This is a genomic window from Thermococcus sp. ES12 (assembly GCF_012027515.1).
GTDB classification, from domain to species: Archaea; Methanobacteriota_B; Thermococci; order Thermococcales; family Thermococcaceae; genus Thermococcus; species Thermococcus barossii.
Genome location: NZ_SNUP01000004.1, coordinates 13,436 through 37,611, shown reverse-complemented (window position 1 = coordinate 37,611; position 24,176 = coordinate 13,436). Strand labels below are relative to the sequence as shown.

Here is a 24,176-nt window from a genome sequence, read left to right as displayed (position 1 = left end):
GTTCGATAATCAGGCAGGTGTTGGTCATGATCCTTGACGTTGACTATATCACAGAGGACGGAAAGCCTGTCATCAGGGTCTTCAAGAAGGAGAAGGGAGAGTTCAAAATTGAGTACGACAGGGAATTCGAGCCCTATATCTACGCACTCCTCAAGGACGATTCTGCCATAGAGGAAGTCAAAAAGACAACCGCGGAGCGTCACGGAAAGGTTGTCAAGGTAAAGCGCGCCGAGAAGGTGAAGAAAAAGTTCCTCGGCCGACCGGTTGAGGTATGGAAGCTCTACTTCGAGCACCCGCAGGACGTGCCGGCGATAAGGGGAGAGATAAGGAAGCATCCGGCCGTTGTGGACATCTACGAGTACGACATACCCTTCGCCAAGCGCTACCTCATAGACAAGGGTCTCGTCCCGATGGAGGGCAATGAGGAGCTTAAACTCATGTCCTTCGACATCGAGACGCTCTACCATGAGGGGGAGGAGTTCGGAACCGGGCCGATCCTCATGATAAGCTACGCCGATGAAAGCGAGGCGAGGGTGATAACCTGGAAGAAGATCGACCTGCCCTACGTTGAGGTTGTCTCCACCGAGAAGGAGATGATAAAGCGCTTCCTCAAGGTCGTTAAGGAGAAGGACCCGGACGTGCTGATAACATACAACGGCGACAACTTCGACTTCGCTTACCTCAAGAGGCGTTGTGAGAAGCTTGGCGTGAGCTTTACCCTCGGAAGGGACGGGAGCGAGCCGAAGATACAGCGCATGGGGGACAGGTTTGCGGTTGAGGTGAAGGGCAGGATACACTTCGACCTGTACCCCGTCATAAGGCGCACCATAAACCTCCCGACCTACACCCTTGAGGCTGTATACGAGGCGGTTTTCGGCAAGCCCAAGGAGAAGGTCTACGCCGAGGAGATAGCCACCGCCTGGGAGACCGGCGAGGGGCTTGAGAGGGTCGCGCGCTACTCGATGGAGGACGCGAGGGTTACCTACGAGCTTGGCAGGGAGTTCTTCCCGATGGAGGCCCAGCTTTCCAGGCTCATCGGCCAGGGTCTCTGGGACGTTTCCCGCTCCAGCACCGGCAACCTTGTTGAGTGGTTTTTGCTCAGGAAAGCCTACGAGAGGAACGAACTCGCTCCCAACAAGCCCGACGAGAGGGAGCTGGCGAGGAGAAGGGGGGGCTACGCCGGTGGCTACGTCAAGGAGCCGGAGCGGGGACTGTGGGATAATATTGTGTACCTCGATTTTCGCTCGCTGTACCCCTCCATTATCATCACCCACAACGTCTCGCCAGATACGCTCAACCGCGAGGGATGTAAGGAGTACGATACAGCCCCGCAGGTCGGTCACAAGTTCTGCAAAGACTTCCCCGGCTTCATTCCGAGCCTGCTCGGAAACCTGCTGGAGGAGAGGCAGAAGATAAAGAGGAAGATGAAGGCAACGCTCGACCCGCTGGAGAAGAAGCTCCTCGATTACAGGCAACGCGCTATCAAAATCCTGGCGAACAGCTTCTACGGCTACTACGGCTACGCCAGGGCAAGATGGTACTGCAAGGAGTGCGCCGAGAGCGTTACGGCATGGGGCAGGGAGTACATCGAAATGGTCATCAGAGAGCTTGAGGAAAAGTTCGGTTTTAAAGTCCTCTATGCAGACACAGACGGTCTCCATGCCACCATTCCTGGAGCGGACGCTGAAACAGTCAAGAAAAAGGCAATGGAGTTCTTAAACTATATCAATCCCAAACTGCCCGGCCTTCTTGAACTCGAATACGAGGGCTTCTACGTCAGGGGCTTCTTCGTCACGAAGAAGAAGTACGCGGTTATAGACGAGGAGGGCAAGATAACCACGCGCGGGCTTGAGATAGTTAGGAGGGACTGGAGCGAGATAGCGAAGGAGACGCAGGCGAGGGTTCTTGAGGCGATACTCAGGCACGGTGACGTTGAGGAGGCCGTCAGAATTGTCAGGGAAGTCACCGAAAAGCTGAGCAAGTACGAAGTTCCCCCGGAGAAGCTGGTTATCCACGAGCAGATAACGCGCGAGCTCAAGGACTACAAGGCAACGGGCCCGCACGTGGCCATAGCGAAGCGCCTCGCCGCGAGGGGAATAAAGATACGCCCCGGGACGGTGATAAGCTACATCGTCCTTAAGGGTTCAGGCAGGATTGGAGATAGAGCCATCCCATTCGACGAGTTCGACCCGACGAAGCACAGGTACGACGCTGACTACTACATCGAGAACCAGGTTCTTCCAGCGGTGGAGAGAATCCTTAGGGCCTTCGGCTACAAGAAGGAAGACCTGCGCTACCAGAAGACGAGGCAGGTTGGGCTTGGCGCGTGGCTGAAGCCGAAGGGGAAGAAGTGAAATTCATGTCTTTAAGTGTACCCAATATTGGTGCTTCCCTTTTCTCTTGATTTTAATCTCTCCGGGAGTGCAATACTCCCTAAATGGACATTTTTCAAATTTCGGGCATGATTCTGGATGTATTCCCGCTCTGTAACTACATCCGTTTCTGGAGAGGTGCCATAAAGGCCTGTCCAAATCAAGGGGTATAATGTGTTTTCCAGACTTCCTAATGGGTTCTGTGCTCTCCATCCATGCTTTTGCCACTGTCTCTCTGAATTCCTCCAGTGTGCCTTCAAATCTCCCTCGTATGATGCCTAAGCTTAGCGTGGCGCGGGTTATATGAACGTCTACGGGGATTGGAACTTTTTCGAGGTTGTTCAGATTAATCCCAGCATTGTCTCTGAGCATTCTCAACCACAGTGATCTAATCTTCTCTCCGTTCAGATTTGGATACCTTGACCTGTGTTTCGTGAGATGTCCTATGATTTTAATGGCGTCAAATTCCATTGCTTCTAAGAAATTTCGCGGATCGTCACTCCACTCCTCGTGAAGGGTTAGAGCAATCGTAAGCCAGATATTTGTATCTCGGTTAGGCCTTAACGCAAGTTTGTACTTGGTGAGAGCGGACTTTATCTTTTCGATGTGCCCCAACGGAATCTCAGCCAACCTCTCGGGGAAGAATACAAACTGAGTTTTAGGGTCTTCAAACGTTTTTCTGGCGCTTTCCCATAGTGCATCTGCGTTTCTCAGGTAATCTATGGCAACGGTGAGAGTCAAAAACAGAAGGTGTTCTCGTGATCCGATTTCAACTCCTTTGGGTGGATAATCTTCTGGCATTTCTCTTTTTCCGAAAATCCCTTCTGTTGAGTACATTGGGAATAGTCTCTCAGCAATTATTGCCCCTCTTTTGGCATCGATAATTACGGTGTCTTGGTACGGACTTGTAGTATCCTCTTTTGAATCTGTGGAAAACTCGAAGTCAGCTTTGGGACCATGTAGTTTTTGCTCTGGAAGAAGATGCATTTTGTGTCACCCGAACTGTTTTTATTCTTTGTTGATTTAAAACATTTTTAGTGTGCCTTCTTGATAATTACCGAAACCCTTTTATCTCTGCAATACAAAACGTATTTCTAGGTGTATTACATGGCCATCGTCACCGTCCGCGTCCCCGACGAGCTGAAGCTCAAGATGAAGGAGCTGAACATCAACTGGAGCGAGGAGATAAGGGAGTTCATAAGAAGGCGCATAGACGAGGAAGAGAGGCGGAAAAAGATAAACGAGGCGCTTGAGATACTCAAACGCACTCCCGTATCTGTCGAGAGGGGCTTCGCAGCGAAGTCGGTGAGGGAGGACCGTGATAGTCGTTGATGCTTCAGCCCTTGTAAAGGTCGTCCTTCAGGAGCCCGGCTGGGAAAAGGTTCCAGTGGAGCCCAGCGTGGCGACCCTCGACTACGCGCTCGTCGAAGGCATGAACGCCATCTGGAAGGCCGTTAAGCAGGGCATGGCAACCGAAGAGGCCGGCCGGAATCTTGTAACCGTTCTCAGGCTACTTGGTAAGGGAATGTTCCTCTTCGAGGCCGAGAACTTCTTTGAGCGCGGCCTTGAGATAGCGCTGAAAGAAGGCATGACTATCTACGACGCCCTTTACATAGCCCTCGCTGAAGCTCTCAACGCTGAGCTCCACACAGCGGACGAGAGGCAGTACCATGCGGCTCAAAATTATGTGAAGGCAAAGCTGGTCAGGTAGGTTTTCCTTTCTCTAACTCCTCCAAAACCTCCAGAATTCCCTCAACGCCCGGCACTTCAAAGCCCCTCTCGTGGATTCTTCTCACCTCATCGGCCTCGGGGTTTATCCAGACCGCCCAGAGGCCGGCCTTTAAAGCCCCTTCAAAGTCCTCAGCGTATGTGTCTCCGATGTGCACCGCCTCTTCAGGCATTATGTTGAACGTTCTGAGCGGCTTCTCGAACATCTCCGGCATCGGCTTGTAAGCTAGAACCTCGTCGGCGAAGAAGGTTCTGTCAATGTAGTTCATCAGGCCGAACCTCTCGAGGAGGAGCCTCGTGTAGGAGCCGGGCCAGAACATCACGTTGCCCGTTACCGTGATTTTAAGTCCCTTTCTTTTAACGACTTCAAGGGTTTCCTTTGCACCTGGGATGACGATCTCATCGCCAACGTTCAGAGTCGCCCTCGCGGCGGCCCTCTTAACCACCTCGACGTCTGTTCCCAGAAGTTCAGCCAGCATCTCCTGGCTTTCTTCCAGCGCCCTCTCGGGGTCCCCCTGAGTCCCGGCGCGCATGCGCTTTATCCTCTCGCGCGTGAGCATCATGCCCTCGACGACGTCTATTATGCACGCTCCCATCAGCCTGGAGAGCTCAACGGCCATGACGTCGAGCATCACGTTGATGTCGAGGAGGGTGTTCCAGACGTCGAATGAAACGAGTTTCATATTCACCACCCTCTTCGGTTTGAGCACAGGGGATAAAAATTCAACGCCTTCTCTCTTCCTCTCTCCCTGCAAGATAGATGAGCCCATTCATGAGTCCTGCCTCTCTGAGAACCGCTTTGAGGTTTCTGAAGCGCGAGCGCATGATGAAGAGCTCGTAGAAGCCCTCCAGGTTGCCCCAGTGGCCGTATGCTGAGAGGGCCAGATACATGACTTCCTTGGGTTTGAGCCTTCTCCCGAGGCTCTCGTTAAGGGCTCTGAGTGCAGGCTTTATCCTCTCCAGCAGGCCTTCCCTCGCGATCATGTGGAGCATAAGGTCTTCCACGGTGGGTTTCTTCCATTCTATGACCTCGTCTTCGAAAGGAAGGCCGATTATGAGGGGGACAACTTCAGTCCCCCCAACCCGATAGCCGAGGGGTGTTTTTTCATGCCTGAACCCTGATAGCCTGCCCGTTATCGAAGCCATCGCCGCCTCCCTGTCCTCGTCAACGTCTATTGCCACGCCTATCTTTTCAACGGTGAAGCCAAAAACGTCCATCGCCCTGAGGAAGTTGCCAAGGTTCCTTATCACCCCGGAGTTGCCCTCGCTGGGGATTATGGCAAGATAGTGTCCGTCCTCCTCTCGCCGAAGGAGGTCGAAGTTGTCACGCTCGAAGACCCGCTCTATGAACCTTAGGCTGTATGGTGCCTCTCTGCTCTCCTTGAACTCAAAAAGCTTTTTGAAGATCGCCTTGAAGAACTTGGCGTCGGTCTTGCCCTCGACGAACAGAACGCTTGTCTCTGCCCTCTCTCCCTCAAAGCCGCCGCGGACGTCAAAATCGAGGTACTTCCTCAGCTCGTAGACCTCCTTGAGGGTGAGGGACTTCCCGGTGTCAGAGTATACCAGAACGTTCTCTTCGCCCCTGCGGAAGCGCCAGGCGATCAGATCCACCAGTTCCAGACTTGCGGTCACGATCGTTTCGTCTCCGCTGAGAGTTGCCACGAAGTTCAGGAGCTCATCGCGATTCTTTCTGTACTCCGGAAATAGAATAGTGCTCTCGTCGGCGAATGCCTCGAACCGGTCTCCGGTTATTACCTTCATTCACTTCACCATGTCCACCGTTATAGCCCCTATCACCGCGAAGGTGCTTATAAGTATGGTCGCGTTGATGTATTGGCCCGGGGTGAAGTCGGCCAGGCCGTTTATCCCGTACACGTATATCAGAACCGCCGATATCATGTAGGCTATCACCGTGACGGTTAGAAGTCTCTTGGGGACGTGGAAAAGCTCCTCCTTCTTCAGGTTTCCTATCCTGGACTTGGCTATGAAGAGGTAAGCCACTCCAAGCGTCATCAGGAGTATCGCCAGCGAGCGCTCAACGGATATGTCCTTGGCAACTTCCCACAGCTCGCCCGTGAAGAGGAATGGGAGGGCGAAGGTAACTGCACCGACTATTTCCTGGGCTATGTCGTCCCAGCCAAGTTTATCAGGGGCTTTTCTGCTCTCGTTCTCCCTTTTTAGCTCCTCGATGCTGGAGTACAGTTCTTCAAGTCGTTTCTCCATTTCAGTTCGCCTTTCGTTTTCTATCCCGTGCTCAGGTTCGGGGTTCATCATCCGGTCAGCATTGGATTCACTCATCATCGCAGAAGTAACTTCCGGGGAAAGGTTATAAAGGTTGAGATGCACTTTAAATCGGTGATAAACGATGAAAAGGGCTTTGGTTCTGTTTATGGGCCTGGTGGTTCTGGGCCTGCTCCTTACGCCTATTAATGCAGCGATTACGGGAATCAATTCCTCGAACACAGTGATAGTCCTTCCGACCACCAAGATAGTCAACGGCGTGCCGCTTCACATAGGTGAGGACGCGATAACCGGTTCGAGGCTCGGTGCCTTTCTGGTTCTCCAGGGTGTTTCCCAGGGAACGTATACGAAAACCGTTTCTGTGCCGGTTGAGTACCACAGCGTGCTCATTCACGATGAGAACCAGACGTACAAGCTCAACTCCGTTGACATGCCTGACGTTGGCGTTAACGTCAGCGATGAGCCGGTTGGGCACGGGATAGTCGTTCAGGTAAACTTCTCACGGATTGATTTCAACTCCACCAAGAAGGCCGCCGAGTTCGGGGACAGGAGTGTCGAGATAATCTTTAACGAGAACACCACCCCCCTCAATATCGGCGGGGACTACAAGGTCATCTCGACGACAGTGGATGGGAAGGACACTATGTACTTCTACGCCTACACGGAAGTGGAATCAACCACGAGCTCCCTAGGGGAGAGCATAACAGTTGGAAGGTGGACCCTGAAGTTCGTGGACATTAACATCAACCAGGAGGAGATGCTGGTTGACCTGACGTATCCCAGCGGCATAATCAAGCAGAAGACCATGGACAAGGGCAACTACTACATCATGTACGTTGATTCTGACGGAAACGAGGACTTTGAGTGGTTTGATACATACCCATCCTCCAGGATAAACGAACTCCTCGAAAGGGGTGTCAAAGAGCTCTTCGTGTTCACCCCGACGGATTTCTTCGTGGGGATAAACAACGCCCAGATGGTCACCTACGACTACTGGCACTACGAAAAGGTCAGGCAGTATCAGGACGGCGATGTGTACAAAGGCCAGTGGGTATGGGATATAGACCCCAACAGCAACCTCTACGTCCTCTACCTCCATGTCAATGAGAGCCTCACCGGCTTTAAGCCGGTCTTCATTGGAGAAGGCTCCGCCCTGAAACTGCCCACGGAGTGGGGGCTTGAGATAGAGCCTGTGTTTGTGAAAAACAATGAGGGTGAGATAACAGGCATCGAGGGCTACCGCTTCGTACGCGTTGCGTCCGTGACCAAGAAGGTCTCCATAACCGCGCCGAAGATAGAGGCTACCGACGACGTCTATGAGTTCATAGTCGAGGACACCCAGCTCAAGAACCTGCCGGCCGACAAAAATGTTATAATCGTCGGCGGCTGGGTCAGCAACAAAGCATGGGCGCTGCTTGAGCAGGTTTACGGCAAGGACACCATCAATGCAATCAAGGATGAAATAAACCAGAAGGGCTACGTGATAAAGGAGCTCAATAACCCGCACAACCCGAGCTACAAAGTGATAATCCTTGCAGGAAAGACCTATGAGGAGACCAGGCTCGCCGTGGAGAAGTTCATGGAGGAAATGTAAAGTCTTATTTTACCTCTTTCTCTTGATTTTACCCCTCCAATTTGAGCCAGAATTAAGTCGTGTTTTTGATTTAAACGCTGAGTAATCCTCGAATTTTTTAATAAACTTTTCGGTTGGGGTGGGGGGTAGGTTTATATACTCGACGGCGGTCTAAACGTTCATGCCGCTGCAGAATTATAGGGGTTTCAGCAGGGATGCGTGGCTGCTCGTTGCGTACTCATTCATTTCCTGGATGGGGGGTAACATAGCGTGGTTTATCTTCCCGTTCTACCTGAAGTCCCTCGGCTTCAGCTACACGGACATCGGGATAGTGTTCTCCCTCTCAACTATCGCCCAGGCGAGCGTTCTTCTCTTTTCAGGCCCTCTCGGCACGAAAATGGGCTATAAGAGAGCGGTCCTTCTGGGCGTTTTACTGATGTTCCTTGGCAGGCTGGTTCAGGTGCTCTATCCCACGATAGCCCTTCTGACCCTTGGTGGCGTTCTCGTGGGCATAGGTATGGCCTTTGAGGGCCCTTCTTACATGGCGCTGCTGAGCGGTGAGGTGAGCGACGAGAAGAGGCACTACCTCTTCAGCCTCTCCTCTGCAATGGGCACCATAGGCTCGGCCGTCGGACTCATCATGGCCGGTTTTCTGCCCAGGTACCTCCCGTACAGGGAGGTTTTTGCAACGGTTCTCGTAATAATACCCATCAGGTTTGCCTTAGTGGTGCTAGTTAAGTCGGTTCTTGCAGAAACGGAAAAGAGGCTCGAGCTGAACAGGAAGCTGCTCCTTAAGATAGGACGCTTTGCCATTCCAAGTGCCCTTATAGGCCTCGGCGCTGGGGTCACGATACCCTACATGGGGCTATGGTTCAACCAGCGCTTTGGCACGAGCCTTGAGAGCATAGGCTGGCTCTTCGCCTTCCAGCAGTTTATAATGGGGCTGGGGATGTTTATTCTGCCGATGATAGCCGACCGGCTGGGCAGCGTCAAGACGATAGTGTCCTTCAACGGAAGCGCCAGCGCTCTCATAGCGGCGATGCCGTTTTCTCCAACCTTCTTAATAGCGGCCGTGGTCTACACGGTCAGGACAATTCTGATGAACATAGTTAACCCAATCTGGAACTCGTTCATGATGGGCTTCTTCAAGAAGGAGGAGCGCTCGACTGTGATGGCTCTCAGCAACCTGTCCTGGACGGCTACATTTGGGGTTGGGCAGTACCTTGGCGGCAGGCTCTTCGACTTCTCCCTCACCTGGCCGTTCATGATAACCGCCGTACTATACTGCTTCTCAATGGTGTTATTCTGGGGCTTTTTCGGCCGAGTGGAGACAAAAGGTTATAAGTCCTCAGCCGCCTAAGGTTCCCCCAGTGAGAAGAGTTCTGGAGTGTGATGCTCATGGTGGTTAAGGACTGTCCCGAGTGCCATGGAACCGGGAAGGTCAAGGTCGGCGAGAAGGAGTGCCCTGTCTGCGAGGGCTGGGGTTACGTTCCCGCTGATTTCAAGATAGGCGACAAGCTGAAGGGCTACAGAAACCTTGACTATATAGGGGTTGAGGACGAGGTTGACGAAATACCCTGTCCTGAGTGCCACGGTAAAGGAGTGGTTCCGGTCTACGACACCTGCCCCACCTGCGGTGGAACCGGCCGCGTTCTGGCCTGTGACATCTGCGGAAGGGTCAAGGAGCCTTGGGAGCCAGGAATGGAAACTACCTGGGTCTGTCCCGATTGCATGAGGAAGTACAAGGTCGTCTACGTCCTCGACAAGACCTGCGACATCGAGGACATAGAGGTCGGAAACGTTTACAAAGGAACCATCGATCGCGTGGAGCGCTTCGGCGTCTTCGTCCGCCTCAACCCGCACGTCAGGGGGCTTATACGGAGAAAAGACCTCCTCGGCGGCAGGGAGTACCGGCCGGGCGACGAGATTCTGGCCCAGGTTCTCGACGTTAGACCCGACAAGGGCGAGATAGACCTCATAGAGTCGGCCCTCAAGCACTACAAGGAGGTTGTGGTCAGGAAGGAACTCCCCGTCACGCTCATAAAGGACCTCAGCAAGGACATGGCAGGTCAGACCGTCAGGCTCCGCGGCAGGGTTACCCAGATACAGGTTACCGGCGGGCCTACGGTCTTCACGATAACCGATGGGACGGGCATAACATGGGCGGCCGCCTTCGAGGCTCCCGGGGTGAGGGCCTACCCGAACATAAACGTCGGAGATATCGTGGAGATAATAGGCAAGGTGGCCTTCCATTCGGGTGAGATTCAGATAGAGGTCAGCGACATGGCGAGGCTCTGGGGGCCGGAAGCCGCGGAGGTAAAGAAGCGCATAGAGGAGGAACTCGACAGGCGCGCCCAGCCAAAGGATGTGGGCTTCCTCGTGGAGAGCGAGGTTCTTGAGAAGCTCAAGCCGAAGATAATGAAGGCGGCATTTATGATACGCAGGGCGATCTACGAGGGCAGACCGATTCTGCTCAGACACCACGCCGATGCCGACGGCTACACCTCGGGCCTAGCCCTGGAGTACGCTATAGTGCCCCTCATCGAGCAGGTCTCTCCGGATTCGGGCGCCAGATGGAAGCTCTTCAAGAGAAGGCCGAGCAGAGCTCCGTTTTACGAGCTGGAGGATGTTCTCAAGGACATCATATTCATGGTCGAGGACCACGAGAAGTTCGGCGACCCGCTCCCGCTTTTGGTTATAGTGGATAACGGCGGGACGAGCGAGGACATTCCAGCTTACAAGCGCATAAGGGCCTTTGGCGTCCCGATAGTGGTCATAGACCACCACGACCCGCGCGAGTGGGTGAGTGAGGATAAGGCCAAGGTTGACGACTACGTTGACGTACACGTCAACCCGCACCACATAAAGCGCGGCTACTACGAATTAACGGCCGGAATGCTGGCAACGGAAGTGGCGCGCTTCATCAACCCTGATGTGGAGGACAGGATAAAGCACCTGCCGGCTATAGCCGGAACCGGCGACAGGAGCAAGGCCCCGGAGTTCTACCAGTACCTTGAGATTGCAAAGAAGGCCAAGGGCCTTGACGAGGAAGACCTGAAGAAGATAGCCGAGGTAATCGACCATGAGGCCTACTTCTGGAAGTTCATGGACGGCCACGGCATCATAGACGAGATCCTGCTCCTCACAGGTAATCTCCAGAGGCACCGCGAGCTTATCAACGCGATTTACCCCGAGGTCAGGGAGAAGCAGGAGAAGGCGCTAAAGGCTTCGCTGCCTCACGTCAAGAGCGTCGTCCTGCCCAACGGGATAAGGTTCAACACGATAGACATCGAGCTCTTTGCGCCGAAGTTCAGCTATCCGAGCCCGGGCAAGCTCTCCGGCCTGATACACGACCACTTCAAGGAGAAGTACGGGGAGGATGCGCCAATACTCACACTCGCCTACGGGCCGGACTTCGCTGTCGTCAGGGCCAGCGACGGCATGGCGGCCTACAACTTCGACCTGAACGAGATAATCCCAAGGCTCCAGGAGGCCCTGCCGAGCGCTGGAATCGAGGGCGGCGGCCACAGCTACGCCGGCTCGATAAAGTTCTTCGAGGGCATGCGCAAGGAGGTCCTTGAAGAGTTTGCCAAGCAGGTGCTAAAATTGAAAAAGAGTGGGTAGGCTACCTCTTTCCTCTCGCTGCCAGCGGCACGAGCAGGAGGAGCAGTAAGAGACCCATCCCGCATATCCCTCCTTCCTGTCCCCCAGGTGAGGTGGGGGAAACTGGCTCTGTTTCCCCTGTGGGGCTCTCAGCTGGAGGGCCTTCTTCCTCTTTTTCAGCGGTCACGGTTATCTTCTTCGTCGTTTCCGACGTCAGCCCCGTTGAATCCGTGACCTTCAGCCTGACGGTGTAGGTCCCCTCACTCCGATAGCAATGGGTGGGGTTCCTCTCTCTGGACACGTAACCGTCCCCGAAATCCCACTCCCACGAGACTATCTCCCCATCGGGATCGAGGGAAGTGTCCTTGAACTGGATTTCCATACCCACCTCGGGGGTCTCGGGGGAGTAGTGGAAATCCGCTTTGGGGGATGTGCTGAAGGAGAAGCTTGCTGTGGCCGGTTCGCTCATGGTCCCGTCGTAGAGGACGTAACCTGTAACCTCTGCACCGGACTTCCCGGCGCGGAAGGTTTCCTCGAAGGTTGTCTCCTCCCCGGGCTCCAGAGTCACGTTCATGATCACCTCTTTTGTTCCGGAGAGGAAGTGGACTTCACCCGTTACCGGGAGGTCTCCGGTGTTGATGACCCTCAAAACCGCCGTGAAGGCGGCTCCCGGAGAGGGTTCCTGTGGAATGGTGAGGATGTTTTCAACGCGTTTAACTCCCAGCAGGAAGTGAAGGAGTTTTCTGTCGAGAACGTTTCCGTTTACATCCCTGGCGAGGATCTCTATCCCGTACTGTCCGCCGGTTAATCCCTTCGTCTGGAACTCAAAGGAGAAGTATCCGGTGCCGGTTAGATTTCCGAGGCTGAGAAGTTTGGCTTCAGAAACGGTGGCTCCATACGTCCCTTTCCTGAGAACTGCACTCAGAATAACATCGGTACTGCCTTCAGAGTTTGTTATGACTCCCGCTACCCTCACACGCTCTCCGGGTTTGTATACATCCCTCTCAAGCCTCGCACCCGCGATTTCGACACCCGTTTTTATGTACTCAATTGTGAATCGATGGCGGCCGTACAGCACGGCCCTCTTGGTGAGGTTGTTGTACTCCAGAGGGAACACCCTTATGAAGAGCGTACTGCTTCCGTCGGGGTTCTCACTCACGCGCCACTGGTAAGGTGGAAGCGGTGTGGCCTCCTCGGTCCCGCTTCCGACCTCTTCGCCGAGCTTTCCTACCCTAAAGGGAACCATTGTGATGCTGAGCACTTCTTTAGCCTCTCTCTCCACGAGTTCAACGTTTTGAACGCGCCTCCCCCTCGGAATCTTCACACTGTAGGTGTAATACGGGATTGGTGACCTTCCCGGTAGGAGGAGAATGCCTCCCTCTTCGAGTTCCACGAGTGAACCCTCACCGGTTTCCTGAATGCTGTACGCGGGCGTCTCCAGTTCCAGGCTCTCTGGGGCCCCCTCGTTCTCTCCTTCCGGTGTGCCGGCTCCAAGCCCAAACTTTGGGTCGCCGTAGAGATGCATTGACATGACCCACAGAAGGTCGGTGTCGTCTTCGATTTCCCAAACCCTGCCTATCCCCATGTCCCGCTTAAGCTCTTTGAAGGCGTCACCGATGGGGGTTCCCAGTTCCCAGCGCCTGTAGAGCCTCTTTGCCCTCGCAGTCCACGGGGCAGAATACGTTTCTTCCGTTGACCCGAGATACACAACCGCCCCCGCTTGAAGGAACGCCTCTGCTACGCTCACTCCTTTTGTGTAGTCCCCTGTGAGACAGGATTCAGCGTAGACAAAGGGGCATGCGCTTCCGAAGGGGTTCCTCCTGTTGATCACGTCTGTCACTGAGATGTCGTCGATGACATTGGTGTTTCCATGGCCCTCAAGGTGTATTATGTCCTTCTCGGGGGTGTTGTTGAAGAACGCCTCCACGGCCAGCCTCTTTCCGTTGACCACTATCCTGTCCCCTTCCTTTACATCCCGGTAGTCCGTGGTAAAAACCATTGTTACCAGGGTACCCTGCCCCTCCAGTGCCCTCTTCACGGCTCTGCTCCTCTCTGCAAAATCATTGTCGCTGCAACCCCCGCTTCTGCATTTGGGCCAGCCAGATAGTATTAACGCGTGGGAGCGGTCAAATGAGCACTCCCCCCTCGCGGCCCTTATTGCATTTCTTATGGCCACCTCAAGCTTATCCGCCGTGTCTCCAACTATCCTCCCGATGATGAGCTCCGGATCTAGAACGTCTCCTTCCGTATTCGCGTAGGGCAGATCCGTCACCCTGACGTGCTTTACAGCGCCCCAGTCCAGCCACAGCGGCTCAAAGCTCATTTTCTGTGCCGGGACAACTTCGGTCTCCCCTACTATGAGGAGGTATCCATCAGAAAGCCAGCCCTCTTTCATTCTCGTGCCCCAGCGCTCGATGAGGGTCGTGGAGAGGGGTGAAGGACCTTCGGTGACTTCGCGCCAGGTGGTAAACTCAAAGTTCTCTCCATGGACTACAGCGATCTCATCGCTCTGTCCTCCCACGATATCCACGAGCATCGCCTTTCCAGAGTAAAAGAACCTGCGTGTTTCCCTTAGTCCAGCGGTGTCGTACACTTCAACGGTACCAAGCTCCTTTTTGAAGACCAAGAGCTCCCCAACGCCGTCCCCGTCCACGTCTCCCCAATCTACGTCATCCCCCTTTCTGTATGATGTCTGAACGCTTCCTAGGAGGTTTGCGTTCTGCACCCCCATGAGGTCGTAGAATTCGAGGGTTCCATCGGGTCTCAGTATAATCACCTCATCGGAGTTCTCCGGATGGGAGTTGCCGATGAATATGAGGCTGTCCTTTGGAACATCCAGGCTGATGCTCCTCCACTCCGGTGTAGTGTCTGTCTCTGAATAGCGGAACCACACCAACCTATCCTGGGCCTGGTAGAGGCAGCTTGGGTACCGAGATTGTTCAAGAACGTCCATATGGAGAAAACCACAGGCGAGTCTTCCCCCGATGAAGTGCGGAACCCGAAACTCAAACTCCTTTATATATTCCTCGCGGGGATTTCCCCGCCCATCCGTAACGACTTCTCTACCGTAGACCATTACCGTCATGTTGTCGAACACTAAAATGACTTCGTCCTTGCCGTCCCCGTCAAAGTCCACCAGGCTCATTGCCTTTGCACTGCCGATTCCCTCAAAGGCGTGCCTGAACCTCTGAACCGGTTCGTGGATCCAGAGGCCTGAAGATGAGCTGTACGTGACCACTTCTTTCGTCCCATCACCGTCAGTGTCGCCACCCGATACAAGCTCGGGATCCCCCACTCGAATTCTGATGGAGCTGAAGGAATCCACGTATCCTATAACCCCGTTCCTGTACACGGCAAGTTCAGCTATGGTGGATAGGAGGCGGTTAACGCTTTCCTCGTCGTTCAGTGTGTAGAGGTTCGTGGGGTCGGTAACTATCAGGTAGTCACTTTCCTTGATTGCCCTCTCCCAGGCTTCGCTTATATCTTCCCTCTTCCAGGTTCCTCCATCCAAGCTCATGACCCCATAACCCTGGTAAAATCTTTTTACGGTTGAATAAGTCTCGACGGTTATCCCACCGTAGGCTGCACTCACGTATATTGGATGTGGATACATAACGGGAACCGCAGGATAGCTCACTTCGAAGTGCTCTCCCGGCTGAAGGACCACGGAATCGAAGGTGAAGTAAATGGTATTGACTCCAGTGGCGGGGTCAAAGACGGTCTTCATGTTGTAGCTTTCGCCGTCCCTCTCAACGGCCTGGAATCCTATGAGGCGCTGGGTTATCTCCATCAATCCAAAGGGCACATCTCCGGTGTTGAGAACCCTTAGGGTGACGTTGAGGTAATTCCCACGGCGCACTATTCTTGTCTCCAGAGAGTAATCCTCCTCCCTGGGCTGAACTTCCACGGTGATGGCCCTGGAGTAGTGAAATCCCCCGTCCGTTGAATTGGCAATTGCCGCGATGAGGTACAACCCAACGGGCAGACCGCTCATGTCCCAGGTGTAAGTGTATGTGAGTTCGTCATCGCTTCTCGGCCTGAACGTGCGGGAGAAGTGATAGTTCTGAGGCCCCCAGATATGAAGTGTGACCATTCCGATGGCGTGTGGAACAATCTCCCCTGGATTGTGCATGCACGCAAGCTCTCCCAGCTCTGAACTTGGGCAGTCCCTCATCCTCAGCTCGTACTCTGCCGCGTATATCTCAACCTCAACAAAGGTTCCGGGAGCGACTCCGTTCCTTCCTGCTTTCACGGAGTACCTGTCCTGGGGCGAGATTATTTCCACGTCAACACTGTGGACCTCATATTCTGGCCTCCAGAGTTCTGAACCTATCCCGCAGACGCCGGTCATGTCACAGACCCTTACCGTTATCTCATGGTCGCGGTAAAGGCCGGGACCGCTCATTCCCAAAGCTGAGGGACTAAACGCTACGCTGGCCGAATCCTGGGGGTTGTACACAGTCCCTACAAGCATTCCATCGACGTAGAACTCCACCCTTGAGATTCCGCTTTCGTCCCTTACTGGAATCCTAATCTCGTAGTAGTCTCCCGAACCTCTTATGGAGAGCTCCCCCAACATTGGCTTTTTTCCGTCGGCCACTTTTTCAGTTTCAAAAAACCTCTCCCTGTCCCTCATTACGTTTCCGCTCTCATCTGTGGTCGTAATGACAAATCTGTAAAGGGTTGAGGGCTTCAGTGAGCCTATTCGGATAGAATGCTCCCGGGAGAATTCTTCAGTCTTGAAGGTTCCCTCAAAGCTTAGGGCGTCTCTTCCATACTTTACCTCGACCTTTGACGGTTCATCCGTTAGTATGCTGAGCTCTACGTGCTCCGTCCCGACGTCCTCAACGGTGACGTTCAGTATCTTCGGCGGCTTCTCGTCGCACTTAAAGGTCTCCACCCTGAAGTTGTTGCTCTCGTTGAATTCAGGAATAGAATCCCCTTCGTCTGCGATTATTTCCACTTGGAACGCTTTCCAGGGGCATTCAGACAGTTCAAAGCTGCCATCAATCCTTTCACCGCTTCCAAGTCCTTTGAGAACTGTGGACTCTACTGCTTCTCCGTTTATCAGAAGGGTGACCGTGAACTCCTCGGAAAACTTTTCTTTGGCGTTCATGACCTGAAATCCTATCTCATTTCCTTTTTTCCATATGTCGGTGATCAGGAGGTCCGCCCTTTTTTCTGGGGCTGGAAGAACCAGTGGAAGCCAGTCCCCGTTTCTTACATTTCCACCTGAGGTGTGGGGTAGCTGGGTGTCTCCTATCCAGTCGCCGTTTGTATCCTTCCCGTCGTAGTCGCTCCAGTAGTTGCCGCCTATGTAGAGACCCCCAATGATATTTTTTCCCGGTTTCTTTGTGGTGTTCCAGTGGTTGTTTCCGACGTCTATCGCGTTTTGTTCGTTGGAGAGGTAGTTGTTGTAGAACAGGTTTCCCCTCGTATCGGCGGAGTATATACCCAGACTGTTGTTTGCTATCACGTTGCTCCTGATGGTGTTTTCATTTCCAAAGACGGATACGCCCCTCTCGTTCAGCGTTAGGGTGTTGTTTTCAATCACGTTCCCCTCGCTGGATTGAATGGTAATGCCGTCTTCGGCACTTTCTTCAATCCTGTTTCCGGCTATTATGTTGTCATCTGACGACTCTTTGAGAAAAATTCCCGAATATAGGGGTTCGACTATTGTATTGTTGATAATAGTGCTCTTAACGGTGGAGCTGAGGTATATGCCCCTCTCAGGTCTCAGGATTTCGTTGAAGGAAATCTCTGCCTGGAGGTCTCTGTATGCCATAACAGGGACTGAAACGTTCTCAAAGCGGTTCCGGGAGATGACATGGCCCGCGCCTTTTTGTGCCAGGTAAATCCCACCGTAGCTCGAAATTATCAGGGTTTCGAGAATACTGCACCCCTCTGTGTTGCTGTCTATTACGATGGAATACATTCCTGATTTTTTGGTTCCCGTTATGGTCAGCGCCTTTACCACTGCTCCGCTGGCCTTTATTCTGAACACGGGAAGGCCCGGTTCTGGGGCTTCGACTATCACATCTTCAGGATTTCCAGAAACAGAGCGTATTACAACGGCTTTATCCACGGTGACGCTCTCGATGTACCTACCGCTGTCAAGGAGTATAACGTGTCCAGGTTTTGTATCGGGATCGCTTATGGCCTCATTTATGCTGGAAAATATCTCGCCGGTATTCAGGTTGCGCACCACGGGAATCGCACCTGCCCTGGCGTAGCTTGGAGCACTCAGCATAGAACTCAAAAGAAGAAAGGTAAGGAGAATGGGAAAGTATCCCAATCCTCTCATGCCAACTCCTCCAGATGCTGTGGGCCGAATTGAGCAGCATCTATTAAGAATCTCCCAGAAGCCAAGAATGTAAAGTGAGAATGAAAGGCTTCTGAGACTTTATCTTGCTTTATATTTGCGTTTTTCGTTTAAATAACTTTTGAAAAGTCATTCATCATTTTGACAAAGACCTTTTTCGGGCATATTCGGCTTTGACCGCAGATTTTTAAGCTGAAGTTTCAAGACATATGTGCTGACAAGTTAGGAGGGATTTTTGTGAAAATCGTTCTTGAAGTTACCTTCAGGATGGGTGGCGTTTCCTACCGCGGCCATCGCTGGGAGGATAATATCCTGGTTTTTGAGTTCGAGCGCCTTGGAGATACCTTCATACAGGTTCTCAGCAAGAGAAAGGTCGAGGAAGAGGTCGAGCGTGAGCCCTCGGCCGTAATGGTCGAGCTTAAGACCAAGGAAGGCGGCAAGATATTCGGGGCCGTTGGGGAGGACGGCCTTTATCGAGCGGTGGAGCCTTAGGTTTTTATAGTTCCCCACCAACTTTCTACGGTGATGGCCATGTACATGGCTGAGTTCAAGCTTCGCTTCGGCGACATGAAATGGTACGTCCGGAGAATCGTCGAGGCCTCCTCACTGGAGGAGGCGGAGGAAATCGCCGAGCGCTACGCAAAGGCGATGAACAGGGGAGAGGTCAGGTGGGAGCTGAGCTACGTCATTGAAGCCGAGAGACCCCTGCTTATTGGGAAGGAGGAACTTGAAAAGATGGGCGCCTGATTTTTAGCCTGCCTCCACCTTTTCTCCCGAAAATTTGGGAAAACCCTCATTCCCTCACGAAGGCCATGAGCACCATCGCAACGAGGTTCATCGCCGCCGCGAAGATGAATGCATAGGCTAGGGAGTAGGAACTCCAGAGCCAGCCCGCTATCACCGAGGCGGGAAAGACGAAGACGCCGAAGACGGTGTGGTATGCCCCTATCACCGTTCCCTTCTCGAACTCCTTCGCGAGGTCGGCCATGTAGGCCCGCGGAATCGTGTCCTCAATGGCTATGTAAATCCCGTAGAGCACAAAGGCCGCCATCAGCGTGTAGAGGTCCCTTGCGTAGGCGAAAGCCATGGCCGCCAGAGCCGCCACCCCGAAGCCGAGGGTTATGAGCCGCTTCTTGCCGAAGCCGTCCGAGATAACCCCGAGGGGATACGCTGAGAGTGCATAGATGAGGTTGAACAGCGCGTAGAAGGCCATGCTCTGAACGACCGAATAGCCCAGCTCCTGCGCTTTCCACATCGTGAAGGCGTAGCTGTACCTCCCGAGGGCGCCTATCGCGACCACCGCGAGGAAGAGCTGGAGGTTCCTGCTCCTCAGCGTTGATATGCCCTTTATCTTTCTCTTAACCTCACCGCCCCTGTCCTTCACGAAGAGGATTATCACGAGGAGCGATATCGCCCCCGGAACCGCGGAGAGCAGGAAGATGTACCGGTAGGTAGTCTCGGCTGGAAGGTCTTTGAGGAGTTCTATCAGCCCTATCGCAACGAGAGGACCTGCGACCGCGCCGAGGGTATCCATCATCCTGTGGAAGCCGAAGGATTTCCCGGTTTTCCCCTTCTCGCTTGACTCCGCTATCAGCGCGTCCCTGGGGGCGGTTCTTACGCCCTTGCCAACCCTGTCCACCGCGCGGAGGAGGAGAAAGTCCCACCAGTGGCGGGTGAAGGCAAGGGCTCCTTTTGAGAGAGTCGAGAGGGCGTAGCCGGCGAAGACGAAGGCCTTCCTCCGTTTAAAGCGGTCACTCACGTAGCCGAAGGCCACCTTGAACAGCGAGCTCATGCTCTCTATCGCGCCCATAACAGAGCCACTGAGCAGCTTTCCGGCATCGAGAACCTCCATCAGGTAGCTCGGCATTATCGGGATTATCATCTCGCTGCTCATGTCGTTGAGGAAGCTGACGATGCCGAGCAGAAAGACGTTCCAGCTTATTCCGAATATTCTCTTCTCCCTTTCCTCCATTCCTCATTCCCCCAGCAGTTCGAGACAGAGCTCCCTCAGCTTCTCTTTGCCCTCGTCGAGGGTTCTCCGGCCGATTTCCGTTATCTCGTAAACCCTCACGCGTCTTCCGTTCTTGACCTTCCACTGACTCTTCAGAAGGCCCTCCTCCTCCAGGGAGTGAAGGAGGGGGTACATCGTGCCGGGGCTGATGTGGTAGCCGTGTCTCTCAAGCTCTTTCATCAGAAACGAACCTGTGACCGGCTCTTCGCTCGCGTGGTGGAGTATGTGCAGGGTCAGGAAATCGCGGTACTTCATATCGAACACCGATATCGAAATGCGATACTGAAGCTTAAAAAATTTTGGCTCATTCGAGCACGTGCTTCTCCAGAACATAGCAGTGGAAGGTCCCCTCGAAGACCTTCTCGCCCCTCTCGTTGAAAACCTCGGCCCTTACCACTTTTTTCCTTCGGGGGGACGTGCCGTCACCCACACCCCCTCCAGACTCTTCTATAACCTCAGCCTTCGCTCGCAGGGTTTCACCTGCCCTCACCGGCTTCAGGAACTTCACCTCGGCCTTTCCGAGAACAACGGTGGGCTCGTTGACAGCCAGCATCGCCGCGTAGTCCGCTAAACCAAAGGTGAAACCCCCGTGAACGAGGCCGTGCTCGTCAACGGCCATCTCCTCAGTGGTTAGAAGCTCCACCTCAGCCATTCCAGGTTCTATTCTCAGCGGCCTACCCACAAGCCTTTCCGAGGTCAGCCTGTGCGTCCTCTGCTCCATGGTCTCCACCAAAGGTTTATTTATTTCCTCGCCCTAAAAAAGTTAGGTGGTTGCGTGCACCCGATAAAACGCGCGGTTGAGTATAAGGGTTCGCTTGAGTTCACCAGGAGCGAACTCGTTGGAATACTGGCCTTCAGTCTCCGGCTTATGGACGTGAAAGCCGCGAAGGAGCTTATAGCCAAGTCCCTGGAAGAGGGTCTCCTTGAGGAACGCGATGGAGTTCTCGTGGTCAACAAAGCCCTACTGTCGGAGGAAGAAGCCCAGGAGGATCTCTTCAACGAGATGGTGGGTTACATTGCCAACTCCCTCGGCTGGGAGCGGGAGGAGGTCATCGAGGGCATCAACTCTATGCGTGAACGCTACGGCGACCTCGACGAGAAGGTTCTGGCGTACCTCTTCGGCATGGAGAAGGGCGTTGATATGTCCCGTTTTAAAGACCGGCTTGAGCTGTGAGGGGCACATCTCCGCAAACCGTTTTAACGATTCTGGGCAATCTTATTTTGGGGTGATACCATGCCCGAGGAGGCGCTCATAGTTGTGGACATGCAAAGGGACTTCATGCCCGGCGGGGCTTTGCCTGTTCCAGAGGGGGACAAGATAATACCCCGGTGCAACCGATACATCGAGGAGTTCCGGAGGAGGGGGGCTTTAATAGTCGCCACGCGAGACTGGCATCCCGAGAACCACATCAGCTTCAGGGAGAACGGCGGCCCCTGGCCGAGGCACTGCGTCCAGAACACCCCCGGGGCAGAGTTCGTCGTGGAGCTTCCAGCTGATGCAGTGATAATCTCGAAGGCGACGGAGCCGGACAAGGAGGCCTACTCAGGCTTCGAGGGAACCGAACTGGCGGAGATTCTGAAGAGAAACGGCGTGAAAAGGGTCTACATCTGCGGCGTTGCGACCGAGTACTGCGTTCGGGCTACGGCCCTGGATGCGGTCAAAAATGGCTTTGAGACGTACCTCCTCAGGGATGCCGTGAAGGGAATCAACCCCCAGGATGAGGAGAGGGCTTTGAGGGAGATGGAGAGGACCGGCGTGAAGGTTCTTTACCTGATATGACCCTCTTCCATTCTTTTAGGAGGACCAAGAGAAGGTTGAGCACTATCGGACCGATTATGAGGCCCTTTACCCCCATGGCCCAGGTTCCGCCTATCATCCCTATGAAGACGAGGGTCTCGTCAAGGTCCGCGTCTTTCGCCACCATCATCGGTCTTATAGTGTAGTCCGGCATCGGGGAGACCAGGAGAAAGCCGTAAACCGCTATCCCTATCGCGTGGAGGTACATGGCCTCCTTGGCGAAGTACGCGGCCGCGATGAGCCATATCATCCAGCCCTCGAAGAGCGGGACGAAGGAGAAGATGAAGGTCAGGAAGCCGGCCACTATCGCGGTGTACAAATCGGAGACCCCGAACAGGAGAAAGCCAAAGGTCATCAGGATACCTTTTATGACGTTCAGAACCAGCCAGGCCCTCACCAGTGCCCCGAGGGTCTTGTTTAGGCTCTCGAGTATCTCCTCGCCCAGCCGGCGGTTCTTGCCTGGAATCGCCAGCCTTATCTCCTCCGCTATCTCATGGGCGTTGGCGAGGGCATAGTAGAAGGTGAAGAGGAATACGACGAGCTGGAGGAGGTACATGGGAAGGGAGAAGGCCTGCCTTGACAGGTATTCCGACAACCTCGGGATGAGCTGGTTGAAGAAGTTCTGGAGGAAATCGAGAACCTCTGGCGGCAGTGGCTGGGTCATGAGCCACCTGAAGAAATCAACAACGCTCTGGTAGAAGGACGCAGCGACCTGGACGGATATCATCAGAAGCTCGAAGGTCACCACACCACCAAGGCCCAGCATTCCCACCGTGAGGAGCACAGCGGAGTGGACCTCGCCGAGTTTGGGGACAAGTCGCCTGTGTATGGGATAGGCGGCATATGCTAAAATCAGGCCGAAGAATATCGGGGTTATCAGTGGGCTGATGGCCCTCCAAGTTATGTATGCTATTATGAGCACTGTGATAGCCCAGGCAAGTCTCTCCGCCTTCATACCCCTCGACAGGTTTATTAGGTCTCTCCTTATAAACCATGCGTGGTGCCGGCGATGGAAGATGCTCTGAGGGAAAAGGCTCTGGCCTATATAAGCCGTGCTGAGTACTATATGGCGGAGAAACGCTTTGAGATGGCATACAACGCCTATATGGACGCCCTACACACCATTGGGGCCTACTTGGTCTACCTGGACACGGGAATGCTCATGTCCGTGAGAGAGATGATGGGAATCCTTGAGAGCCGGCATCCGGAAGTCCATGGGGTCATAGCCCGCTATTCCCGGGTAACGAGCTTTGATGAGGGGACATTAACCGCCATGAGAAAAGAGGTGGAGAGGCTCAGGGATTCAGTGTTTCCCACTGGGCCGGATTGATTGTTTTCACGTGCAGCATGGAGGACAGCATCTTCTCATCCTCCTTTCTCTCCGTTCTGCAGTCAAGGACAGCCCCTTCGAGTGTCTTTGCCAATCCCTCGTTTCCGTAAAGGGTGACCAGCACTATACCTCCGTCCGAGGGATGGAAGGTTATGTACACGATGCCCCCGTCCCTCACCTCTATTCCGGAGGGAACCATCTTCAGCAGAAACGCTCCGCTCCTGCCCTCACGGTTCCATATTCCGGTTATCTCAAGCATTCCGCGGGAATAGAAGACGTTGAGAAACGGAAGGGTTTCGCCTGTGGGCGTTAAGGGGTACGTTCCCATCTTGTACAGGACGACCTTTCCCCTGGCAGTTCCAAGAAACACCGAACCGCAGAGGTTGTCTATGTAAGAACCCAAAGCTTCATAAACAATATCGCCTGACACATCCAACGCTATCACCACTTTATACCTTGGCTCCCGTCATATATTGGTAATTGGTCCTTAACGGTGGTTACGATGAGAATAGTCGCCGCTGACACGGGTGGGGCACTTCTCACCGAGGACTACGAGCCGGTTGGGCTTATAGCGACGGCCGCTGTGCTCGTGGAGAGGCCCTACCGGACGGCAACCCTGAGCAGGGCCAGGTACGCTGATCCGTTCAACTACGACATGAGCGGCAGGCAGGCAATAAGGGACGAGGTCCTGCTCGCGGTGGAGCTGGCAAGGGAGACAAAGCCTGACGTCGTTCACCTCGACTCGACTATAGGTGGTATTGAGGTCAGGAAGCTCGATGAGCCGACCATAGAGGCCCTGACGATAACCGACCGCGGGAAGGAGGTCTGGAAGGACTTGGCCAAGGACCTTCAGCCCTTGGCAAAGAAGCTCTGGGAGGAGACTGGAATTGAAATCATAGCCATCGGCAAGTCCAGCGTCCCGGTGAGGATAGCGGAGATATACTCCGGGCTATACACTGTGAAGTGGGCCATCGAGTACGCGCGGGAGAACGGGAAGGCCATCGTCGGACTGCCGAGGTACATGAAAGTTGAAATCCGTCCTGGAAAAATCTACGGGGAAAGCTTGGACCCCCGCGAGGGCGGCCTATTCGGTGAAATAAATGCTGAAACCGAGGGAATCGACTGGGAGCTGTACCCCAATCCTCTCGTGAGGCGCTACATGGTTCTTGAAGTGTGGAGGGAGTGAGGGGTTAACGTC

22 protein-coding genes are annotated in these 24,176 nt (G+C 54.0%); 12 read left to right on the top strand and 10 right to left on the bottom strand.

All coding sequences use genetic code 11. From position 1 onward, the window contains the following. The first annotated feature begins 26 nt into the window (after window positions 1–26). Entirely contained in the window at window positions 27–2,354 is a 2,328-nt protein-coding gene (locus E3E37_RS09605; protein ID WP_167717180.1) for a DNA polymerase, read from the top strand. 3 nt (window positions 2,355–2,357) lie between these two features. Here E3E37_RS09605 and E3E37_RS09600 read toward each other — a convergent pair whose 3' ends face one another. Further along, complete coding sequence (locus E3E37_RS09600) at window positions 2,358–3,359, bottom strand: hypothetical protein (protein ID WP_167716944.1); 1,002 nt, start codon at window positions 3,357–3,359, stop codon at window positions 2,358–2,360. Between the two features lie 120 nt (window positions 3,360–3,479). Between E3E37_RS09600 and E3E37_RS09595 the strand changes: the two genes are divergently transcribed. Further along, window positions 3,480–3,704, top strand: coding sequence for a hypothetical protein (locus E3E37_RS09595; RefSeq protein WP_167717178.1), 225 nt, complete (start codon window positions 3,480–3,482; stop codon window positions 3,702–3,704). Beyond that, window positions 3,691–4,083, top strand: coding sequence for a type II toxin-antitoxin system VapC family toxin (locus E3E37_RS09590; protein WP_167716941.1), 393 nt, complete (start codon window positions 3,691–3,693; stop codon window positions 4,081–4,083). The genes E3E37_RS09595 and E3E37_RS09590 overlap by 14 nt, the downstream gene beginning before the upstream one ends. On the opposite strand, the gene E3E37_RS09585 is transcribed toward E3E37_RS09590, so the two are convergent. The 3 genes from E3E37_RS09585 to E3E37_RS09575 are packed head-to-tail and all read right to left on the bottom strand — an operon-like array spanning window position 4,076 to window position 6,323. Continuing rightward, a complete protein-coding gene (locus tag E3E37_RS09585; protein WP_167716939.1) occupies window positions 4,076–4,783 on the bottom strand; it encodes an HAD family hydrolase in 708 nt (235 codons plus the stop codon). The two genes, E3E37_RS09590 and E3E37_RS09585, sit on opposite strands and share 8 nt — an antisense overlap. A 40-nt stretch (window positions 4,784–4,823) precedes the next feature. Next, on the bottom strand, window positions 4,824–5,861 hold the full coding sequence (locus E3E37_RS09580; protein ID WP_167716937.1) for a DUF3226 domain-containing protein: 1,038 nt from the start codon (window positions 5,859–5,861) through the stop codon (window positions 4,824–4,826). Beyond that, window positions 5,862–6,323 (bottom strand): DUF2391 family protein, encoded by a 462-nt coding sequence (locus E3E37_RS09575; protein WP_167717176.1) that lies wholly within the window; start codon window positions 6,321–6,323, stop codon window positions 5,862–5,864. A gap of 142 nt (window positions 6,324–6,465) precedes the next feature. Between E3E37_RS09575 and E3E37_RS09570 the strand changes: the two genes are divergently transcribed. The 3 genes from E3E37_RS09570 to E3E37_RS09560 all read left to right on the top strand — a co-directional run bounded on the left by E3E37_RS09570 (window position 6,466) and on the right by E3E37_RS09560 (window position 11,538). Continuing rightward, complete coding sequence (locus E3E37_RS09570) at window positions 6,466–7,935, top strand: S-layer protein (protein WP_167716935.1); 1,470 nt, start codon at window positions 6,466–6,468, stop codon at window positions 7,933–7,935. Window positions 7,936–8,095: 160 nt separating this feature from the next. Continuing rightward, on the top strand, window positions 8,096–9,274 hold the full coding sequence (locus E3E37_RS09565; RefSeq protein WP_167716933.1) for an MFS transporter: 1,179 nt from the start codon (window positions 8,096–8,098) through the stop codon (window positions 9,272–9,274). 38 nt (window positions 9,275–9,312) lie between these two features. Beyond that, entirely contained in the window at window positions 9,313–11,538 is a 2,226-nt protein-coding gene (locus E3E37_RS09560; protein ID WP_167717174.1) for a DHH family phosphoesterase, read from the top strand. 1 nt (window position 11,539) lies between these two features. Here the strand turns inward: E3E37_RS09560 and E3E37_RS09555 are convergent, their stop codons facing one another. Further along, window positions 11,540–17,821 (bottom strand): NosD domain-containing protein, encoded by a 6,282-nt coding sequence (locus tag E3E37_RS09555; protein WP_167716931.1) that lies wholly within the window; start codon window positions 17,819–17,821, stop codon window positions 11,540–11,542. A 255-nt stretch (window positions 17,822–18,076) separates the two neighbouring features. Here E3E37_RS09555 and E3E37_RS09550 point away from each other — a divergent pair, with 255 nt between their 5' ends. Further along, window positions 18,077–18,331, top strand: a complete 255-nt coding sequence (locus E3E37_RS09550; RefSeq protein ID WP_167716929.1) for a hypothetical protein — start codon at window positions 18,077–18,079, stop codon at window positions 18,329–18,331. Between the two features lie 39 nt (window positions 18,332–18,370). After that, window positions 18,371–18,586, top strand: a complete 216-nt coding sequence (locus tag E3E37_RS09545) for a hypothetical protein (protein WP_167717172.1) — start codon at window positions 18,371–18,373, stop codon at window positions 18,584–18,586. Between the two features lie 46 nt (window positions 18,587–18,632). On the opposite strand, the gene E3E37_RS09540 is transcribed toward E3E37_RS09545, so the two are convergent. From E3E37_RS09540 to E3E37_RS09530, 3 genes are read right to left on the bottom strand one after another with little or no spacing between them, the layout of a single operon-like run. Beyond that, a complete protein-coding gene (locus E3E37_RS09540; RefSeq protein WP_167716927.1) occupies window positions 18,633–19,811 on the bottom strand; it encodes an MFS transporter in 1,179 nt (392 codons plus the stop codon). Window positions 19,812–19,814: 3 nt separating this feature from the next. Then, on the bottom strand, window positions 19,815–20,105 hold the full coding sequence (locus E3E37_RS09535; RefSeq protein ID WP_167717170.1) for a PadR family transcriptional regulator: 291 nt from the start codon (window positions 20,103–20,105) through the stop codon (window positions 19,815–19,817). Window positions 20,106–20,154: 49 nt separating this feature from the next. Then, window positions 20,155–20,571, bottom strand: a complete 417-nt coding sequence (locus tag E3E37_RS09530) for a PaaI family thioesterase (protein WP_167717168.1) — start codon at window positions 20,569–20,571, stop codon at window positions 20,155–20,157. A gap of 54 nt (window positions 20,572–20,625) precedes the next feature. On the opposite strand from E3E37_RS09530, the gene E3E37_RS09525 reads away from it, so the two are divergent. Both E3E37_RS09525 and E3E37_RS09520 read left to right on the top strand, forming a co-directional pair. Beyond that, window positions 20,626–21,024 (top strand): DUF2240 family protein, encoded by a 399-nt coding sequence (locus E3E37_RS09525; protein ID WP_167716926.1) that lies wholly within the window; start codon window positions 20,626–20,628, stop codon window positions 21,022–21,024. A 60-nt stretch (window positions 21,025–21,084) separates the two neighbouring features. Further along, complete coding sequence (locus E3E37_RS09520; RefSeq protein WP_167716924.1) at window positions 21,085–21,630, top strand: nicotinamidase; 546 nt, start codon at window positions 21,085–21,087, stop codon at window positions 21,628–21,630. Here the strand turns inward: E3E37_RS09520 and E3E37_RS09515 are convergent. Next, window positions 21,557–22,603 carry an AI-2E family transporter gene (locus E3E37_RS09515; RefSeq protein ID WP_167716922.1) on the bottom strand — a complete coding sequence of 349 codons (1,047 nt, stop codon included), beginning with the start codon at window positions 22,601–22,603 and terminating at the stop codon, window positions 21,557–21,559. The two genes, E3E37_RS09520 and E3E37_RS09515, sit on opposite strands and share 74 nt — an antisense overlap. 54 nt (window positions 22,604–22,657) lie before the next feature. Between E3E37_RS09515 and E3E37_RS09510 the strand changes: the two genes are divergently transcribed. Continuing rightward, window positions 22,658–22,978 carry a hypothetical protein gene (locus E3E37_RS09510; protein ID WP_167717166.1) on the top strand — a complete coding sequence of 107 codons (321 nt, stop codon included), beginning with the start codon at window positions 22,658–22,660 and terminating at the stop codon, window positions 22,976–22,978. On the opposite strand, the gene E3E37_RS09505 is transcribed toward E3E37_RS09510, so the two are convergent. Continuing rightward, window positions 22,944–23,423: a hypothetical protein gene (locus tag E3E37_RS09505; RefSeq protein WP_371731712.1), complete on the bottom strand. Its 480-nt coding sequence runs from the start codon at window positions 23,421–23,423 to the stop codon at window positions 22,944–22,946. The genes E3E37_RS09510 and E3E37_RS09505 overlap by 35 nt on opposite strands. 57 nt (window positions 23,424–23,480) lie before the next feature. Here E3E37_RS09505 and E3E37_RS09500 point away from each other — a divergent pair, with 57 nt between their 5' ends. Next, entirely contained in the window at window positions 23,481–24,164 is a 684-nt protein-coding gene (locus E3E37_RS09500) for a DUF4152 family protein (RefSeq protein WP_167716920.1), read from the top strand. The last annotated feature ends 12 nt before the right edge of the window (window positions 24,165–24,176 follow it).

Coding starts and splice junctions, on each gene's coding strand:
- E3E37_RS09605 (WP_167717180.1), top strand. CDS start 27: ATGATCCTTGACGTTGACTATATCACAGAGGACGGAAAGCCTGTCATC.
- E3E37_RS09600 (WP_167716944.1), bottom strand. CDS start 3,359: ATGCATCTTCTTCCAGAGCAAAAACTACATGGTCCCAAAGCTGACTTC.
- E3E37_RS09595 (WP_167717178.1), top strand. CDS start 3,480: ATGGCCATCGTCACCGTCCGCGTCCCCGACGAGCTGAAGCTCAAGATG.
- E3E37_RS09585 (WP_167716939.1), bottom strand. CDS start 4,783: ATGAAACTCGTTTCATTCGACGTCTGGAACACCCTCCTCGACATCAAC.
- E3E37_RS09580 (WP_167716937.1), bottom strand. CDS start 5,861: ATGAAGGTAATAACCGGAGACCGGTTCGAGGCATTCGCCGACGAGAGC.
- E3E37_RS09575 (WP_167717176.1), bottom strand. CDS start 6,323: ATGGAGAAACGACTTGAAGAACTGTACTCCAGCATCGAGGAGCTAAAA.
- E3E37_RS09570 (WP_167716935.1), top strand. CDS start 6,466: ATGAAAAGGGCTTTGGTTCTGTTTATGGGCCTGGTGGTTCTGGGCCTG.
- E3E37_RS09565 (WP_167716933.1), top strand. CDS start 8,096: ATGCCGCTGCAGAATTATAGGGGTTTCAGCAGGGATGCGTGGCTGCTC.
- E3E37_RS09560 (WP_167717174.1), top strand. CDS start 9,313: ATGGTGGTTAAGGACTGTCCCGAGTGCCATGGAACCGGGAAGGTCAAG.
- E3E37_RS09555 (WP_167716931.1), bottom strand. CDS start 17,821: ATGAGAGGATTGGGATACTTTCCCATTCTCCTTACCTTTCTTCTTTTG.
- E3E37_RS09545 (WP_167717172.1), top strand. CDS start 18,371: ATGTACATGGCTGAGTTCAAGCTTCGCTTCGGCGACATGAAATGGTAC.
- E3E37_RS09540 (WP_167716927.1), bottom strand. CDS start 19,811: ATGGAGGAAAGGGAGAAGAGAATATTCGGAATAAGCTGGAACGTCTTT.
- E3E37_RS09535 (WP_167717170.1), bottom strand. CDS start 20,105: ATGAAGTACCGCGATTTCCTGACCCTGCACATACTCCACCACGCGAGC.
- E3E37_RS09530 (WP_167717168.1), bottom strand. CDS start 20,571: ATGGAGCAGAGGACGCACAGGCTGACCTCGGAAAGGCTTGTGGGTAGG.
- E3E37_RS09520 (WP_167716924.1), top strand. CDS start 21,085: ATGCCCGAGGAGGCGCTCATAGTTGTGGACATGCAAAGGGACTTCATG.
- E3E37_RS09515 (WP_167716922.1), bottom strand. CDS start 22,603: ATGAAGGCGGAGAGACTTGCCTGGGCTATCACAGTGCTCATAATAGCA.
- E3E37_RS09510 (WP_167717166.1), top strand. CDS start 22,658: ATGGAAGATGCTCTGAGGGAAAAGGCTCTGGCCTATATAAGCCGTGCT.
- E3E37_RS09500 (WP_167716920.1), top strand. CDS start 23,481: ATGAGAATAGTCGCCGCTGACACGGGTGGGGCACTTCTCACCGAGGAC.